This window comes from Xanthomonas sp. NCPPB 3005, assembly GCF_041228095.2.
GTDB classification, from domain to species: Bacteria; Pseudomonadota; Gammaproteobacteria; order Xanthomonadales; family Xanthomonadaceae; genus Xanthomonas_A; species Xanthomonas_A bonasiae.
This window is the reverse complement of record NZ_CP166096.2, coordinates 1-16,576: the sequence shown is the minus strand read 5'-3', so window position 1 is coordinate 16,576 and position 16,576 is coordinate 1. Positions and strand designations below refer to the sequence as shown.

15 protein-coding genes are annotated in these 16,576 nt (G+C 66.8%); 3 read left to right on the top strand and 12 right to left on the bottom strand.

Going from position 1 to position 16,576, the window contains the following annotated elements:
• The first annotated feature begins 10 nt into the window (after positions 1-10).
• From cls to AB8810_RS00065, 3 genes are all read left to right on the top strand, one after another.
• Positions 11-1,483, top strand: coding sequence for a cardiolipin synthase (gene cls, locus AB8810_RS00075; RefSeq protein ID WP_206230189.1), 1,473 nt, complete (start codon positions 11-13; stop codon positions 1,481-1,483).
• A 209-nt stretch (positions 1,484-1,692) separates the two neighbouring features.
• Positions 1,693-1,962, top strand: a complete 270-nt coding sequence (locus tag AB8810_RS00070; RefSeq protein WP_179570267.1) for a hypothetical protein — start codon at positions 1,693-1,695, stop codon at positions 1,960-1,962.
• A 13-nt stretch (positions 1,963-1,975) separates the two neighbouring features.
• Positions 1,976-2,728, top strand: coding sequence for a pyridoxine 5'-phosphate synthase (locus AB8810_RS00065; protein ID WP_369915139.1), 753 nt, complete (start codon positions 1,976-1,978; stop codon positions 2,726-2,728).
• 489 nt (positions 2,729-3,217) lie between these two features.
• Here AB8810_RS00065 and AB8810_RS00060 read toward each other — a convergent pair whose 3' ends face one another.
• From AB8810_RS00060 to dnaA, 12 genes are all read right to left on the bottom strand, one after another.
• Complete coding sequence (locus AB8810_RS00060; RefSeq protein WP_179570263.1) at positions 3,218-3,625, bottom strand: biopolymer transporter ExbD; 408 nt, start codon at positions 3,623-3,625, stop codon at positions 3,218-3,220.
• A 420-nt stretch (positions 3,626-4,045) separates the two neighbouring features.
• Positions 4,046-4,459 carry a biopolymer transporter ExbD gene (locus AB8810_RS00055; RefSeq protein WP_039004766.1) on the bottom strand — a complete coding sequence of 138 codons (414 nt, stop codon included), beginning with the start codon at positions 4,457-4,459 and terminating at the stop codon, positions 4,046-4,048.
• Positions 4,460-4,462: 3 nt separating this feature from the next.
• Positions 4,463-4,888 carry a biopolymer transporter ExbD gene (locus tag AB8810_RS00050; protein ID WP_179570261.1) on the bottom strand — a complete coding sequence of 142 codons (426 nt, stop codon included), beginning with the start codon at positions 4,886-4,888 and terminating at the stop codon, positions 4,463-4,465.
• A 42-nt stretch (positions 4,889-4,930) separates the two neighbouring features.
• A complete protein-coding gene (gene exbB / locus AB8810_RS00045) occupies positions 4,931-5,695 on the bottom strand; it encodes a TonB-system energizer ExbB (protein ID WP_179570259.1) in 765 nt (254 codons plus the stop codon).
• 93 nt (positions 5,696-5,788) lie between these two features.
• Positions 5,789-6,463, bottom strand: a complete 675-nt coding sequence (locus tag AB8810_RS00040; protein ID WP_179570257.1) for an energy transducer TonB — start codon at positions 6,461-6,463, stop codon at positions 5,789-5,791.
• Between the two features lie 151 nt (positions 6,464-6,614).
• Entirely contained in the window at positions 6,615-7,808 is a 1,194-nt protein-coding gene (locus AB8810_RS00035) for a lipopolysaccharide assembly protein LapB (RefSeq protein ID WP_179570255.1), read from the bottom strand.
• Between the two features lie 157 nt (positions 7,809-7,965).
• Positions 7,966-8,772, bottom strand: coding sequence for a M48 family metallopeptidase (locus AB8810_RS00030; RefSeq protein ID WP_179570253.1), 807 nt, complete (start codon positions 8,770-8,772; stop codon positions 7,966-7,968).
• A gap of 67 nt (positions 8,773-8,839) precedes the next feature.
• Positions 8,840-9,691: a lysostaphin resistance A-like protein gene (locus AB8810_RS00025; RefSeq protein WP_369915138.1), complete on the bottom strand. Its 852-nt coding sequence runs from the start codon at positions 9,689-9,691 to the stop codon at positions 8,840-8,842.
• Between the two features lie 79 nt (positions 9,692-9,770).
• Entirely contained in the window at positions 9,771-12,233 is a 2,463-nt protein-coding gene (gene gyrB / locus AB8810_RS00020; protein ID WP_179570249.1) for a DNA topoisomerase (ATP-hydrolyzing) subunit B, read from the bottom strand.
• Positions 12,234-12,346: 113 nt separating this feature from the next.
• A complete protein-coding gene (gene recF, locus AB8810_RS00015; RefSeq protein ID WP_369915137.1) occupies positions 12,347-13,447 on the bottom strand; it encodes a DNA replication/repair protein RecF in 1,101 nt (366 codons plus the stop codon).
• Between the two features lie 362 nt (positions 13,448-13,809).
• The gene (gene dnaN / locus AB8810_RS00010; protein ID WP_179570245.1) at positions 13,810-14,910 is read right to left on the bottom strand and encodes a DNA polymerase III subunit beta; all 1,101 of its coding nucleotides are present in this window, start codon (positions 14,908-14,910) and stop codon (positions 13,810-13,812) included.
• Between the two features lie 325 nt (positions 14,911-15,235).
• The gene (gene dnaA, locus AB8810_RS00005; RefSeq protein WP_179570243.1) at positions 15,236-16,576 is read right to left on the bottom strand and encodes a chromosomal replication initiator protein DnaA; all 1,341 of its coding nucleotides are present in this window, start codon (positions 16,574-16,576) and stop codon (positions 15,236-15,238) included.

The following is a 16,576-nucleotide window of genomic DNA, read 5'->3' as shown; positions in this document are numbered from 1 at the left end:
GAATCCGCCGATGTTCGTATTCGCGACCCTGCAGAACACCTGGGACTGGCTGACCGGCATTCCCCATTTCGGCGCCTACCTCACCGCTGCCTATCTGCTGTACATCCTGTGGCTGAGCGGCTGGATCGTGCTGCAGAAGCGCGAGCCGGCGGCCACGCTGAGCTGGGTGCTGTCGCTGGCGGCGCTGCCGTACCTGGGCTTCGTCATCTACTACCTGCTCGGGCCGCAGAAGGTGAAGCGGCAGCGCCTGCGCCGCGGCCGCTCGCGCTCGGGCATGGAGCACTACAGCAGCGTCTGCCCGCCCGACGCCGATTGCACCGAGCTGGCCAAGATCGCCCAGGCCACCACCGGCCTGGCGCCGAGTTCGGCGACCACCGCGCAATGGCTGGTCGACGGCGCCGCCACCTACGAGGCGATCGTGCGCGACATCGCCGCCGCGCAGCACCACGTGCACCTGGAGTACTACATCTTCAATCCCGACCGCAGCGGCACGCGCATCCGCGATGCGCTGGTCGAGCGCGCCCGCGCCGGGGTCAAGGTGCGCCTGCTGCTGGATGCGGTGGGCTCCTCGCAGGTGCGCAAGCGCTTCCTGCAGCCGCTGCTGGACGCCGGCGGCGAGGCGGCCTGGTTCCATCCCACCCAGCTGCTGCGCCCGTTCAAGTTCAAGCGGCCGTGGGTCAACCTGCGCACCCACCGCAAGATCGTGGTGATCGACGGGCGCATCGGCTTCACCGGCGGCATCAACGTCACCGACGAGGAGAATGAGGCGCTGCGCCCCGACGCCTACCGCGACCTGCATGTGCGCTGCGAGGGCCACGTGGTGCGCAGCCTGCAGCTGGTGTTCGTCGAGGACTGGCTGTACGCCACCCGCCAGGGCCGCGACGCCTTCGACATGGCGAAGATCTGGCCGCACGACATGCCCGGCCGCGACGACGGCGCGATCCAGGCGCAGGTGCTGGTGTCCGGTCCGGATTCGTCGTGGGAGAGCATCCACCGCATGCAGGTGGCGGCGATCTACGAGGCGCAGCGCAGGGTGTGGCTGGTGACGCCGTATTTCGTGCCGGGCGAGGCCGCGCGCATGGCGCTGACCTCGGCCGCGCTGGGCGGGCTCGACGTGCGCCTGCTGGTGCCCAAGCGCAGCGATTCGCGGCTGGTGACGCTGGCGGCGCGCTCGTATTTCGACGAATTGCTGCAGGCCGGGGTCAAGATCTACGAGTACGGCCCGCGCATGCTGCACAGCAAGGCGCTTATCGTCGACGAGGAACTGTGCATCGTCGGCAGCGCCAATTTCGACAACCGCAGTTTCCGCCTCAATTTCGAAGTCTCGGCGATGTTCCGCGACCGGCAGATGACCCAGGAGCTGGCCACGCTGATCGGCCGCGAGATCGCCGATGCGGTGCAGGTGCGCGACGACCGCAAGCGCTCGCTGTGGCGCTACCGGTTGCCCGAGGCGATGGCGCGGCTGACCTCGCCGCTGCTGTAGGCGCGTCGTCGATCCCCGGACAGGTCGCGCCTTGCTTGCGCATGCCAGCGAGCGGGGACGTCCACGCCCGGACGAGGCGGCCGCGGACGTATGCGAGCGAGACCCTGCGGGCTCGGCTTGAATGGCGGCACGGCGCCCGTTCCGACGGTTCGCCGTGGAACCGGTCGCCCGGGCGGCGCTACACTGCGCCCATCCTTGGGGAGATCGTCATGTACTGGCTTTTTCTGCTGCTCGCGCTCGCTGCCTTCGTCCTGGCGTTCTCCACGCCACACATGTCGTTGCTGGTGCTGGCCTTGTTGGCGGCGCTGGGATTCCTGCTGGCCTGGGCGCGCGGCTGGTACGTGGCCAAGATCGGCGACGCCAGCCAACGCGATGCGGCGCCGATGATCGATCCGGCCGAGCTGCGCCGGCTGCGCGAACAGGCCGAGGCGCGCCGCGCGGCGGCCGCCGCGGCCAGCGACGACGCGATCTCCTCGTAGGCGCCGCCCGCCGATGACCCGACTCAGCGTCAACGTCAACAAGATCGCGGTGCTGCGCAATTCGCGCGGCGGCGAACTGCCGAGCGTGCTCGAGGCGGCGCGCGCCTGCCTGGACGCCGGCGCGCACGGCATCACCGTGCACCCGCGCCCGGACCGGCGCCACATCCACGCCGAGGACGTGCTGGCGCTGGCCGAGCTGACCCGCGCGCGCAGCGTGGAATTCAACATCGAAGGCAATCCGTTCGCGCCACCGCGGCCGGGCTATCCGGGGCTGCTTCCGCTGTGCGCGCAGGTGCGTCCGGCGCAGGCCACCCTGGTGCCGGACGGCGACGGCCAACTGACCTCCGACCATGGCTTCGACTTCGCTCGCGACAGCGAACGGCTGCGTCCGCTGGTCGCCGAGCTGAAGGCCCTGGGCTGCCGGGTCAGCCTGTTCGTGGATGCCGACAACCCGGACCTGGCACGCGCCGCCGAACTCGGTGCCGACCGCGTCGAGCTGTACACCGGGCCGTATGCGGAAGCGTTCGACCGCGGCGACGCCGCAGCGCCGGCCGCTTTCGCCGCGGCCGCACGCCGTGCCCAGGCCGCCGGTCTCGGCGTCAATGCCGGGCACGATCTGGCCCAAGCCAACCTTGGCGCGTTCCTTGCCGCGGTGCCGCAGGTGCTGGAGGTGTCGATCGGGCACGCGCTGATCGGCGAGGCGCTGTACGCCGGGCTCGATGCCACGGTGAAGGCGTATCTCGAGATCCTGGCCACTGCGCGGTAGCCCATCTGCGTTTCGAGCAGAGACGGGAGCTTGTGCGGGAGTCTCTGGGGGAGAGCAGGCCATCGGCAACGGGCGAGCCTGCCGAACCTGAGGCCGTCGGAACCAATGGCCTGGGCCGCCCCGTTGCGAATCGCCATGCCAATTGCGACCTGTGGGAGCGACTTCAGTCGCGACGGGCCTTATCGATAGAGTTCGTCGCGACTGAAGTCGCTCCCACGATGGGCATTGTCAGCCGGCGCTAGTGCCGCGCTGGACGGTAACAGCGGAGCGCGCGCATTCGGGAGCCAATCCATTTCATATGGATTGGGCGTGCGCTGCACCGTGGCGATCGGAAGCTCGCTCTTCTCGAGAAGCTATATCGGCCCAATCGACGCCACAGCAAAACCGACACTGGCACTTTTGTTTTCGCTCCATCGCCAAACAGAAGAACGCCACCGTTGCCGGTGGCGTTTGCAGTCCGTCATGGCGGAGCTGTTGCGCTAGAACGTATCACTGCACGAAGCCGATGCGGTCCACCTGCGCGTTCTTGGCCGCGGCCAGCACCTTGGCCATCACCTCGTATTCGGCATCGGGGTTGGCCTCGATACGCAGCTCCGGGGTGTTGCCGGCGGCCTGCGCCATCGCCTCCTGCAGCCGCGGCTGCAGCTCGGCCAAGGGCAGGGGACTGGCGTTCCAGAACAGCTGGCCGCTGGCGTCCAGGCGCAACTGGATCGGCGGCGGCGGCTCGAGCGGCCGCTGCGGCGTGTCGACACGCTGCGGCAGGTTCATGGTGATCGGCCGCGTCACCAGCGGCACGGTCACGATGAAGATGATCAACAGCACCAACATGACATCGACCAGCGGCGTGACATTGATTTCCGACAACGGTCCCCGGTTCCCTGCGGTACTGAAAGCCATGGCCTGCCTCCTGTCCTGTGGTTGTGGTGTCGCATCTCCAGCCTACACCTGGGACCGGGCGTCGCGCGAGGGGCCAGGCGCAGGACGCTGGAGATGCCGTGGGGCGTGATTGGCGGTGCGGCACCGCGGCGCATCGCGCAGCCGTCTGCCAACGCGGTTTTCTGCTTATGGGCCGAGAGGAGGGAAGCATCGGCTTTCGGCGCAAACGGTCGTCGGTCGTCGACAAGCGTTGCATTGAGGGTGCAGCCCGTCGCGACTGAAGTCGCCTCCCACAATGGGTCCGACGGCGCGTTGCCGAACCTGCGAGCAGTCGTATGCCGGCGTCGATCTCCTGCCGGTTTGCACGACGCCGCCCAAAAAAAACGCCACCGTTGCCGGTGGCGTTGCAGTCGCGTCATGACTGAGGTGTTGCGGTAGAGCTTATTGCTGCACGAAGCCGATCTTTTTCATGTCCGAATTCTTGGCGGCGGCCAGCACCTTGGCCATCACTTCGTATTCGGAATCCGGATTGGCATCGATGCGCAGTTCCGGCTGGTTGGTCGGATCGCGCTGTACTTCGTTTTCCATCATCTGCGGAAGCGCCGTCACAGCCACCGGGCTGTTGTTCCAGAAGAGCTGGTTCGACGCATCGATACGCAGATCGATCGGCGGCGGCGGATCGCGCAACTGCGGCGGCGGGTTGATCACTCGCTGCGGCAGGTCCACGTCGATCGGGTAGGTCATGATCGGCGCGGTCACGATGAAGATGATCAACAGCACCAGCATCACGTCGACCAGCGGCGTGACGTTGATGTCGGCCATGGGACCACGGCCGCTTCCTGAGCTGAACGCCATGGCTCAGTTCCCCTTCTCTTTGGTCGCAACGAAGCCGACGTCCAGCATGCCCTGACCCTGCGCGATCTTGGTGATCTCGTTGATCGTACGCATCTTGGTCGTGCGGTCGCCACGCAGGTTGAGCGGCGGCTGCGGGGTCTGCTGGGCAGCGGTGGAGAAGCGCGATTCCAGGGCTTCCTTGGAAATCGGCTCGTCGTTCCAGTACAGCGACCCGTCTTCCTTGACCGCCAGCGTGATCGGATTTGGGCGTTTTTCCGCTTCGTCCGGGTTCTGCTTGAGGTTGGCTTCGGGCAACTCCACCTTGACCTTGTGGGACATCAGCGGTGCCGTGATGATGAAGATGATCAGCAGCACCAGCATCACGTCCACGAGGGGCGTGACATTGATGTCGGCCATGGGGCCGCCGCTGTTACCACTACTGAAAGCCATAACGGGCTCCGTTAATCGTTGCGTGGACTACTCGACCGCGGATCAGCGAACGCGCGAACCAGTGGCGAAGAAGTCATGCAGGTCGTGGGCGAACGTATCGAACTTGGCGATCGTCGAGCTGTTGACCTTGCTGAAGAAGTTGAACGCGAACACGGCCGGGATCGCGACGAACAGACCGATCGCGGTCATGATCAGCGCTTCACCCACCGGGCCGGCAACGGCGTCGATCGAGGCGGAGCCGGTGGCACCGATCTTGATCAGCGCGCCGTAGATGCCCCACACCGTACCCAGCAGACCGACGAACGGCGCGGTCGCACCGACGGTGGCCAGCAGGGTCATGCCCGACTGCAGCTTGGTGCTTTCGCGGGTCACGGCCTGACGCAGGGCGCGGTCGACGAATTCCGAACGGCTCAGGGTCTCGCCCAGGCCGGTGCCGGCACCGGCTTCGGCGCGCTGGTGGTGCGCAGCGGCCTGAGCGGCGTCGAGCGCGATCTTCGAGAACGGCTCGCTGGCCGGCTGCTCTTCCATCGCACGGATGGCGTCCTGCGCGTTCGGGGTGTCCCAGAACAGGCTGGTGACGCGATCGGCCTGGCCCTTCAGACGGGTGGCGCGGAAGATGTTGATGACGGTCCAGTACCAGGACGACGCCGACATGATGATAAGGGTGATGAGCACCACCCAGGAGACGGCGAAGTCACCCGGCTTGGAGGTCATCTCGGTGATCAGGTGCTCGAAGCCCATCTGCGACAGGGCGTTCGATGCGTTGTTGCCCCCCGCAGCAGCGGCGATGAAAATTTCCTGCAGCATGACGCTTACCTTTGTTGTGTGTGGTGATGAGGGTGGTGCAAAGAGTAGACAGGGCCTGCAGACCGGCGGGTGCGCCGGCCTGCTGCCTTTGTATCAGTTCAGCGCGAAGTTGACCGGTACGCGGACGCGGCCGGCGGTCTTCTGTCCATTGACGACAGCGGAATTGAACCGCCACTTGCGCGCTGCTTCCATGGCGGCGCGGTCCAGATCGCGATTGCGGCTGGATTTCTCGACGGAAACGTTGGTGACGTTACCGTTTGCATCGACATCGATGATCAGGATCACCTCGCCTTCCGCGCCCGACCGGAATGCGGACGGCGGGTACTTCGGCGGGTTCATGTTCTTCGACGAAATATCGACGCTGGCGCCGATGTCGGTCGCGGCAGCAGGCGGCGACGGCGGCGACGGCGGCGTGGCGATGTCGCTCGGGCGCGGCTCCGGCACGTCGATCACCGGGGCTTCCGGCGGCGGCGGCAACGGGGTCGGCTTCGGCGGGGCCAGGTTCTTGACCGGCGGCGGCGGGGTCTCCGGCGGCTTCGGCGGCGGCGGCGGCGGGGGGGGCGGCGGCGGCGGGGCGTCGACCAGGGTGACGACGATGTTGCGTTCCTTCTCCGCTGCCGCCTTCGGCGCAACGGCTGGAATCAGCAACAACATCAGCGCTGCCAGATGCAGCGCGATTACGAAGGCAATACCGATGATGCGCGGCCAGCTGAGGCCGGAAGCTTCATCTCTGTCGTAATGCCGATTGATGACCAATTGTTCCGTCATGCGCCAATGACTCGATTTAGGGGGGCCGGGATTCGCGACGAATCTGAATCCCAGTTCAGGCGGCTTGACACCGCAGGAACCTCCAAGCTTATACCAATCCCTGCGACCTGCACTACTTTAAGCACTGGTTTTCGGGGGCTTTTTTTGCTTTTTACTTCAGATTGATGATCTTCTTGGCGTCTTCCGGCTTCTTGACGCCCTTGGCGAGCGCCTGCTGTGCAGCCTGCTTGGCTTCCGGGATGCGGCCTTCCTGGTGCAGCACCTTGGCCAGGTTCAGATAGGTTTCGCCGTCCTTGGACAACGGCGCGGCCTTCTGCCAGTTCTCGATCGCCTGCGGCACCTGGTCGGTGTAGTAGTACGACTGCGCCAGCGCCAGATAGGTCTGGTAGTCAGGCTTGAGGATGCCCTTCTGCAGGCCTTCGTTGATGACCGAGATGACGTCCTTTTCCTTCTTGTCGGTGTTGGCGTAGATCGAGTACAGCTGCTTGTACTCCTTCTCGTCGGTCAACTGCCCGGCGGCACGCAGCTTGTCCATCACCGCGGCGGCCTTGTCCATCTGGTCGGCCTGCATGTACATGCTGGCCAGGTTGAGCTGGGCCTTCTTGTCGTTCGGCGTCTTCGCCGCCAGCGCTTCGGCGGCCTTGACCGCTTCGCCGGTCTGCCCGGCGGCGGCGTAGGACGCCATCAGCAGCTGGTTCCAGCTGTCCTTGGGCTGGGGCGACGCGGCGATGGCCTGCTGCAGCACCGGGATCGCCTCCTGGTAGCGCTCGGTCTGGTACAGCGCCTGGCCCTTGAGGATCAGGTCTTCCGGGCGGGTCGACTTGGATTCGGCCAGGAACTTGTCCAGCGAGGCCAGGCCGGCGGCGGTCTCGTCGTCCTGCAGCTGCAGCTGCGCCAGCATCAGCATCGACTGGAAGTGGCCGTTGTTGTCCAGGCCGTTGAACTGGATCGCCTGCTGCAGGTACTGCTTGGCGGCCTTGCTGTCGTCCAGGTTGTAGGCGGCCTGCGCGGCCAGCTGCGCGGCGATCGACTTGTCGTATTCGTTGGCCGCGCTATTGGCCAGGATCTCGTCGGCCTGGGTGCGCACGCCGGCGTAGTCCTCGCCCTTGTTATAGGTGTCGATCAGCTTCTGCAGCTTGCTGCCGAGCTTGGCCGACGGCTTGCCGGTCGGCTCCTGGCGGGTGGCGTTGGGGAACATCACCGCGGCCTTTTCGTTCTTGGACTTGCGCGAGGAGCGCTGCTCGGAACGATCGGACTGCGCGACAGCGTCGGTCACCACCGCGCCGCCGAGGGCAGCAGTGATCACCAGGGACAACAGCGCTTGCTTGCGAATACTGAATTTCATGGATCACCTCGGTGGAACCGCCCTGAGCGGCACGGAAGACGGAGCGGCCATCCAGGGCCGAGCCAGCAAAACTAACAGAAACCTGTACGTGGTGAAAACGTTTTTAGGACGCATTGCCATGCACGGCGCGCGCCCATGCGCGGCGGCGCCGATGCGCTCAACCGCACTTCGGCGTCCGCCCGGCGCTGCGCGCCTGCGCATACACGGGCTCAAGCGTAGCGACATCGCGTTGCAGTTCGCCGATGCGGGCACTGGGATCGGGGTGGGTGGACAGCCATTGCGGCGGGCGCTGGCCGCCGGCGGCCATCATGTTCTTCCATAGATCCACCGCCTGCGCCGGGTCGAACCCGGCCTGCGCCATCAGCCGCTGGCCGACCACGTCGGCCTCGCTTTCCTGGGTGCGCGAACCCGGCAGCAGGAACGCGGCCTGCGCGGTCATGCCGCCGACCTGGCCCACCGTGTCGGCCGCGGCGCTGCCGTAGCGCGCGCCGGCCAGCGCGCCGAGCAGGCTGAGACCGGTCTGGGTGCCCATCTGGCGGGTGATGCGTTCTTCGTGGTGACGCGAGATCACGTGGCCGATCTCGTGGCCGAGCACCGCCGCCAGCTGATCCTGATTCTTGGCCACGGTAAAGATGCCGCTGTTGACGCCGACCTTGCCGCCGGGCAGCGCGAACGCGTTGGGTTCCTTGTCGTCGAACAGGGCGGTTTCCCATGCGGTGCCGCGCCACTGCGGCGGCAACTGCGCGACCAGGGCATTGACCACGCAGCGCACGTAGGCATTGCGCTTCGGATCGGAGTCGATCGGCTCCTTGGCCTTGGTCTCGGCAAAGGCCTTCAGGCCGAGCTGATCGAGTTCCTGCTGCGATACGCCACCCACGACCTGGGTACGCCCGGTCGGCGAAGTGGTAGTCGCGCACGCTGCCAGCAGCACCGCGATCGATGCCCCCAGTACAACCTTCTTCATACGGGTCCCCCTATGACACGCATCGCAGTGTGGTGGCACACGTCTTAACTTTTCGTCAAACAAATCTTCAAGTTGTGCCAAACCAGTACAACGCCGCGACAGCGACGGCATTGTTCAGCCCGTGCGCGGCGATCGGCGCCCACAAGGTGCCGGTGCGCTTGTACAGCCATGCGAACGCGGCGCCCATGCTGCCGTAGACCAGCCACAGCTGCAGGGTTTCGGCCACGCCATTACCGGTGGTGCCGGGCAATTCGTGCACCAGCGCGAATGCGGCGCCGCTGAGCACCATGCCCAACCGCGGCCGGCCGGCATCCCACAGGCGCCCGAACAGCACGCGGCGGAACAGCAGTTCCTCGTAGGCCGGGGCGATGAGCACCGCGAACACGACCAGGAACAGCGGCATCTGCGTCATCGCTTCGCGCATCAGCGGCAGGTTGGTCGGCACCGGCTTGATCCCCAGCTGCGCGCCGAGGTTGGACAGCACGCTGCTGCCCACGAACACCGCCACCGCGACCAGCAGCGCCCAACCCCAGGTCGCCGGCACGCGCGCGGCCTGCCAGGAGGCGCGGCGTTCGGCCGCGCTGGCCGGGCGGCGCAGGAAGTACAGCAGCAAGGCCGCGGACAGGGTGCTGACCAGGGCGATCAGCAGCTGCGCCAGCGCCCCAGGCTGGCCGAGCTGGGAGGCCACGGCCGAGGCCAGCCGATCGGCGGCAATGCCCTGCGCCCGCAGTTCCATGGTGACCTGGAAGCCGCGCACCACGCCCCAGACCAGGCCGGACAGCACGCTGACGGCCAACAGCACGACCGCGGCAAGCAGCACGTCGAGGACGAAACCGAGCACCGGCTTGCCCCAGCCGGACGGCGGCGCGGCCTGGGTGAGCGGGGGCGTGGCGGGCGTAGGCGACGGCAGCGAGGTCATCGCGATCCTGGGCGAGAGCAGGCTAGGGGAGCGGAACGATGCCGGCCCCCGGCACGAGCCGGGGGGCGGCGATGCCGCGTCAGATGTCGAGGTTGGCGACCTTCAGCGCGTTTTCCTCGATGAAATCGCGGCGCGGCTCGACCACGTCGCCCATCAAGGTGCTGAAGATCTGGTCGGCGGCCACCGCGTCCTCGATGCGTACCTGCAGCAGGCGACGCGTATCCGGGTTCACCGTGGTTTCCCACAGCTGCTCGGCGTTCATTTCGCCCAGGCCCTTGAAGCGCTGGATCTGCCGGCCCTTCTTGGCCTCGTCGAACAACCAGGCATGCGCCTGGGCGAAGCTGCTGATCGACTGGGTCTTGTTGCCGCGCACGATCTGCGCGCCTTCGCGGACCAGCCCGTTCAACGCCAGCGCGACCTCGCGCAGCGGACGCAGTTCGCCGCCTTCGAAAGCCGCCATGGGCACCCAACTGATCAGTTCTTCGCCCATGTGGCGACGAACAACAGTCAACGTCGCCGATTTCTGCTCATTTGCCGATTCGAAGCGCAGCTCGTAGCGGGCGGTGCCCAGGCTGCCGCGGTTGAGCACGGCCTGCAGGGCCTCCAGGCTCGGGTGGCGGTCGCCCTCGGCTTCCAGCTGCGCCACGTCCAGCGGCGGCAGGTCGATCAGCGCGGTCAACAGCGCCGGATCGTAACGGTGCGCATTGCGCGCCACCGCCTCGTTGGCGCTGGCAAACAGCAGCAGCAGCTTCTCCAGCGCCGCACCGGTGATCGGCGGCTCGTTGCTGGCGGGAATCAGCGCGGCCCCCTCGACCGCGCTGTTGGCCAGGTAGGCGTTGAGCGCGTTGTCGTCCTTCAGGTACAGCTCCTGCTTGCCCTGTTTGAGCCGGTACAGCGGCGGCAGGCCGATGTAGATGTAGCCGCGCTCGATCAGCTCCGGCATCTGCCGGTAGAAGAACGTCAGCAGCAGGGTGCGGATGTGCGCGCCGTCGACGTCGGCGTCGGTCATGATGATGATGCGGTGGTAGCGCAGCTTGTCCGGGTTGTACTCGTCGCGGCCGATGCCGGTGCCCAGCGCGGTGATCAGCGTGCCGACCTGGTCGGAGGCCAGCATGCGGTCGAAGCGCGCGCGTTCCACGTTGAGGATCTTGCCGCGCAGCGGCAGCACCGCCTGGTTCTTGCGGTTGCGGCCCTGCTTGGCCGAGCCGCCTGCCGAGTCGCCCTCGACGATGAACAGCTCCGACAGCGCCGGATCCTTCTCCTGGCAGTCGGCCAGCTTGCCTGGCAGGCCGGCGATGTCCAGCGCGCCCTTGCGGCGGGTCAGGTCGCGCGCCTTGCGCGCGGCCTCGCGGGCGCGTGCGGCATCGACGATCTTGCCGGCGATGGCCTTGGCCTCGTTGGGGTTTTCCTGCAGGAATTCCTCCAGGCGCGCGCCGAACGCGGTCTCCACCGCAGGCCGCACGTCGGAACTGACCAGCTTTTCCTTGGTCTGGCTGGAGAAGCTCGGATCCGGCACCTTCACCGACAGCACAGCGATCATGCCTTCGCGCATGTCGTCGCCGGTCAGGTTGATCTTGGCCTGCTTGGCGATGCCGTTCTGCTCGATGTAGGTATTGAGCACGCGCGTCAGCGCGCCGCGGAAGCCGGCCAGGTGGGTGCCGCCGTCCTTCTGCGGGATATTGTTGGTGAAGCAGTACATCGTCTCCTGGTAGGAGTCGGTCCACTGCAGCGCCACTTCCACGGTGATGCCGTTGTGCTCGCCGCTGACCGAGATCACGTGCGGGTGCAGCGGGGTCTTCAGCTGCGCCAGGTGCTCGACGAAGCTGCGGATGCCGCCTTCGTAGTGGAAGTCGTCGCGGCGGCCTTCGCCGCGCTCGTCGGCGAGCACGATCTTGACCCCGGAATTGAGGAAGGACAGCTCGCGCAGGCGACGCGCCAGGATGTCGTAGTGGTATTCCACGTTGTTGTGGAACGCCAGGACCGATGGCCAGAAACGAACGGTCGTCCCGCGCTTGCCGGTCTCGCCCAGCTTCTTGAGCGGGGCGACGGCCGCGCCGTTGCTGAATTCCTGCTGGTAATGGGCGCCGCCCTGGAACACGTCCAGCAGCAGCTTCTCCGACAGCGCGTTGACCACGCTGACGCCGACGCCGTGCAGACCGCCGGAGACCTTGTAGCTGTTGTCGTCGAACTTGCCGCCGGCGTGCAGCACGGTCATCACGACCTCGGCCGCCGACACCTCGCGGCCGAGCTTCTTGCTCATCTGCTCGTGCTTGCCGACCGGGATACCGCGCCCGTTGTCCGACACCGATACCGAACCGTCGGCGTGGATCGTCACCGAGACGTGGTCGGCGTGTCCGGCCAGGGCCTCGTCGATGGAGTTGTCGACGACCTCGAACACCATGTGATGCAGGCCGGTGCCGTCATGGACGTCGCCGATGTACATCCCAGGCCGCTTGCGAACCGCCTCGAGGCCTTCCAGGGCGGTGATGCTGTTCGCGTCGTAGTTGCCGGTGCTTGGTGGGGTGTTCTGTTCGTCGGTCATTGCGCGTGCCGTAGGCTCCACAAGGCGGCGAAGACAGGCCGGGGCCGGTTCGCGCCGCTCGATAAGGGAATGACAGGAATTATAGCAGCCACGGGCACCCAGCCCCCGCGAGCCTAAGGCTGGACCAGCAGGCGCCCATGTTCCACGTGGAACCGCGCGATCGGCAACGCCATGTCGGCCAGGGCCTGCGGGGTTTCGGTCGCGGTGACGAACACCTGCGCCGGCCCGGCCTGCAGCCGCTGCAGCACGCGCCGCTGGTGGTGCTGGTCCAGTTCCGAGGCCAGGTCGTCCAGGGCGATCACCGGCCACTCGCCGCGTTGCTCGGCATAGTCCTCGGCCTGGGCCAGCAGGCAGGCCAGGGCGGTGAGCTTGGCCTGGCCGCGCGACAACGCGTCCCGACCGGGGATGGCCGCGAACTCCAGGCTCCAGTCGGCACGGTGCGGCCCGACCGAGGTATAGCCGTACTGGCGGTCGCGCTCGCGGTTGAGCAACAGCGCATCGGCCAGCGGCACCTCGTGGCGGCGCCAGCCCGGCGCGAACTGCAGGTGCTGCATGCCCAGCGCTGGCGCCAACCCCGGGCCCAGCGCCAACAGGCGCTGCAGCAGGCGTTCCAGGTAGTGCTCGCGGCGGGAGGTGAGCGGTTCGCCAGCCTCGGCCAGCTCGTGGTCCCAGGCATCCAGGGCCGCGCCGCCGCCGCCGCTTTTCAGCAGGGCATTGCGCTGCTTGAGCGCCCGCGCATAGCGACGCCACAGCGCCAGGAAGTCAGGTTCCACGTGGAACAAGCCCCAATCGACGAAACGCCGGCGCGGTTCGCCGCCGCCGCTGACCAGCACATGGCTCCCCGGTTCGAAGGTGACCACCGCCAACGCCGCGCAGAGTGTGCCGAGGTAGGCGACGTCTTCACCATCGAGCCGGCCACGCCAGTCCTGCCCGCTATGGCGCAGCCCGGCGCGACGGCGGCGCGGTTGCTGCGGCTCCGGGCCGCGTTCCTGCCATTCGACGAACACGTCCAGTGCGTCCTGGCCCTGGCTGACCAGGCCATCGCGCACCCGCCCGCGGAAGCTGCGGCCGTAGGCCATCAGGTGCATGGCCTCGAGGATGGTGGTCTTGCCGGCGCCGTTGTCGCCGGTGATCAGGTTCAAGCCCGGCGCAGGCGCCAGTTCCAGCGCGGCGAAGCGGCGCAGGTGATGAAGATCGAGGCGGGAGACGTGCATACGCGGAATCGGGGCGAGGCGCTCGCACCGGGCGCACGCGGGTCGGCTCATCAGGGTAGGGCGGCAGCATACCCAAAGCTGTCGCGAACGTCCTGTCGCGGGCGGCGCCTGGCGATCGGGGTTTGGGTCGATGCGGTCGGCGAGCCTGGGGAATGGCTGGTCCTGCGAGGCCATTCGCGCCCAAAGGCGTGTTCCTGGAGACATCGATCGGCAGCGGTAAGTCCCCCCGTCGCGACTGAAGTCGCTCCCACAGGGAGCAAGTCGGGGCGTCAAGAGCGCCGGCTCACCCGGGCAAAAGAAAACCCGGCACGAGGCCGGGTTTCTTGTTGTGTTCCACGTGGAACACTAACTCCCTGCGCAGGTCAGAGGCGCAGCGGCATCACCACGTGGCGCGAGCGGGCGCTGCTGGCCTCGCGGACCAGGGCCGACGAGTTGGCGTCGCGCAGCTGGATCACGATGAACTCCTCGCGCAGCGCCGACAGCGCGTCGAGCAGGTAGTTCACGTTGAAGCCGATCGCCAGGTCGCTGACCTTGGTGTCGGCCTCGATCTCTTCCTGCGCTTCTTCCTGCTCGGGGTTGTGCGCGCTGATCTTCAGCTGGCCCGGCGAGACTTCCACGCGCACGCCGCGGTACTTCTCGTTGGACAGGATCGCCGCACGTTGCAGCGCGGCGCGCAGCGCCTCGCGATCCAGCTTGACCTCGCGGTCGGCGCCGATCGGGATCACCGCTTCGTAATCGGGGAAACGGCCGTCGATCAGCTTGGAGGTGAAAGTGACATCGTCGCGCTTGACCCGCACGTGGCTACGGCCCACTTCCAGCTCGACCTCGCGATCGCCGCCTTCCAGCAGGCGTTGCAGCTCAGTCACGCCCTTGCGCGGCACGATGATCTGGCGCTTGGCGCCGCCGGCGTTCTCCAGCTCGGTCTCGCACAGCGCCAGGCGATGGCCATCGGTGGCCACGCAGCGCAGGGTCTGGTCGCGCAGGTCGAACAGCAGGCCGTTGAGGTAGTAGCGCACGTCCTGCTGCGCCATCGCGAACGCGGTGCGCTCGATCAGTTCCTTCAGCGCCGCTTCCGGCACCAGCACCCGCTCGGTGGCTTCCACTTCGTCGACCGAGGGGAAATCGTTGGCCGGCAGCGTGGCCAGGGTGAAGCGGCTGCGTCCGGCCTGCACGGTGATCTTGTCGCCGGTCTGCGAGACGGTGATCTTGCTGCCGTCGGGCAGCGCCCGAATGATCTCGAACAGCTTGCGTGCCGGAATCGTGGTTTCGCCGTCCTGGGCGTCGTCGACCGCGATACGCGACACCATTTCCACTTCCAGGTCGGTACCGGTCAGCGACAGTTGCCCGTCGTGCACCTGCACCAGGAAGTTGGCCAGAACCGGCAAGGTCTGGCGGCGTTCGACCACATTGACGACTTGCGCCAATGGCTTGAGGAAGGCTTCGCGCTGCAGTGTGAAACGCATGTGGTTCCGTGCCCCTATGCTTTAAAAAGATATGGAATAAATCAAAAGCTTGGTGGTGATGGTAGAGCGATTTTCGGTGCAAAGGTAGCTTAACTATCTGGAATGCAAGGGTTTTTCGCCCTCTCAATCCCGGGTATTACTGCCCCTGAAGGGGTGGGGAAACCTGTGGATAGTTTTGCCGGCGCCGCCGCGCTGCACTTTATCCACAGTTTCTACCGGATTTGTCGCGAAGTCATGCACCGATTTATCCGGCGCTTCCGACCATGCCGCACCGGAGCGTTCGCAAGGGTGCAGATCCGCGCCTCTCCGGCGCAGTGCCGGCCCGCTACTCGCTCAGCTTGCGGATCAGCTTGTCCCAGTCCTCGCGCAGCTTGCCGTCGGTCTCCATCAGGTGCTTGATCTGCCGGCAGGCGTGCAGCACGGTGGTGTGGTCGCGGCCGGCGAACGCATCGCCGATCTCCGGCAGGCTGTGTTCGGTCAGTTCCTTGGTCAACGCCATCGCCACCTGCCGCGGCCGCGCCAGCGAGCGGGTGCGGCGCTTGGACAGCAGGTCCTTGATCTGCAGGCCGTAGTAGTCGGCCACGGTCTTCTGGATGTTGGGGATGCCGATCGCCTGCTGCTGCGCGCGCAGCAGATCGCGCAGCGTCTCCTGGGCGAACTCGGTGGTGATCGCGCGGCCGGTGAAGTTGGCGCGGGCGGCCAGCGTGTTGAGCGCGCCTTCCAGGTCGCGCACGTTGGAGCGCATCTTCTTGGCGATCAGGAACGCCACGTCGTCGGGGATCTCGGCGCCGCGCTCGCGCGCCTTGGCCAGCACGATCGCCGCGCGGGTCTCGAAATCGGGCGGATCGATCGCCACCGACAGGCCCCAGGCCAGGCGCGACTTCAGCCGCGGCTCCAGCCCTTCGACCTCGCGCGGGTAGCGGTCGCAGGTCAGGATGATCTGCTGGCGGCCGTCGAACAGCGCGTTGAAGGTGTGGAAGAACTCTTCCTGGGTGCGGTCCTTGCCGGCGAAGAACTGGATGTCGTCGATCAGCAGCGCGTCCACCTGCTGGAACTGGCGCTTGAACTGGTCCATGGTCTTGTCCTGCAGCGCGCGGATCATCGCGCTGAAGAACTGTTCCGAGCGCAGGTACATGACCCGCGCGTTGGGGTTCTGCTCGCGCATCGCGTTGCCGGCGGCGAACATCAGGTGGGTCTTGCCCAGGCCGGTGCTGCCGTACAGCAGCAGCGGGTTGTGCGCGCGGTCGCCGGGTTTCTGCGCCGCCTGCGTGGCCGCGGCCAGGCCGAGCTGGTTGCTGCGGCCTTCGACGAAGTTGGCGAAGGTGTAGTGCGAGTCGAGGTTGCCGGCGAACGGTTCCAGCAACGGCGCCGGCGGCGTGCGCGCGGCGGCCGCATCGCTGGCGACCGGGGCCACCGGCTCCGGCGCGCGCGGACGCGAGCCGACCTGCAACGCCACTTCGCCGCTGCCGGCGAAATAGGTCATCAGTTCGCGGATCCGCGCCAGGTAGCGCTCGCGCACCTGTTCGACGATGAAGGCGTTCGGGGCGTACAGGACCATGCTGTTGTCATGGCGCTGTTCGGCTTGCAGCGGTTTCAACCAGGTGTGAACGTCCTCGGCTGGAAATTCAGCTTCCAGACGTTCCAGGCAACGGGGCCAAGCATCCAT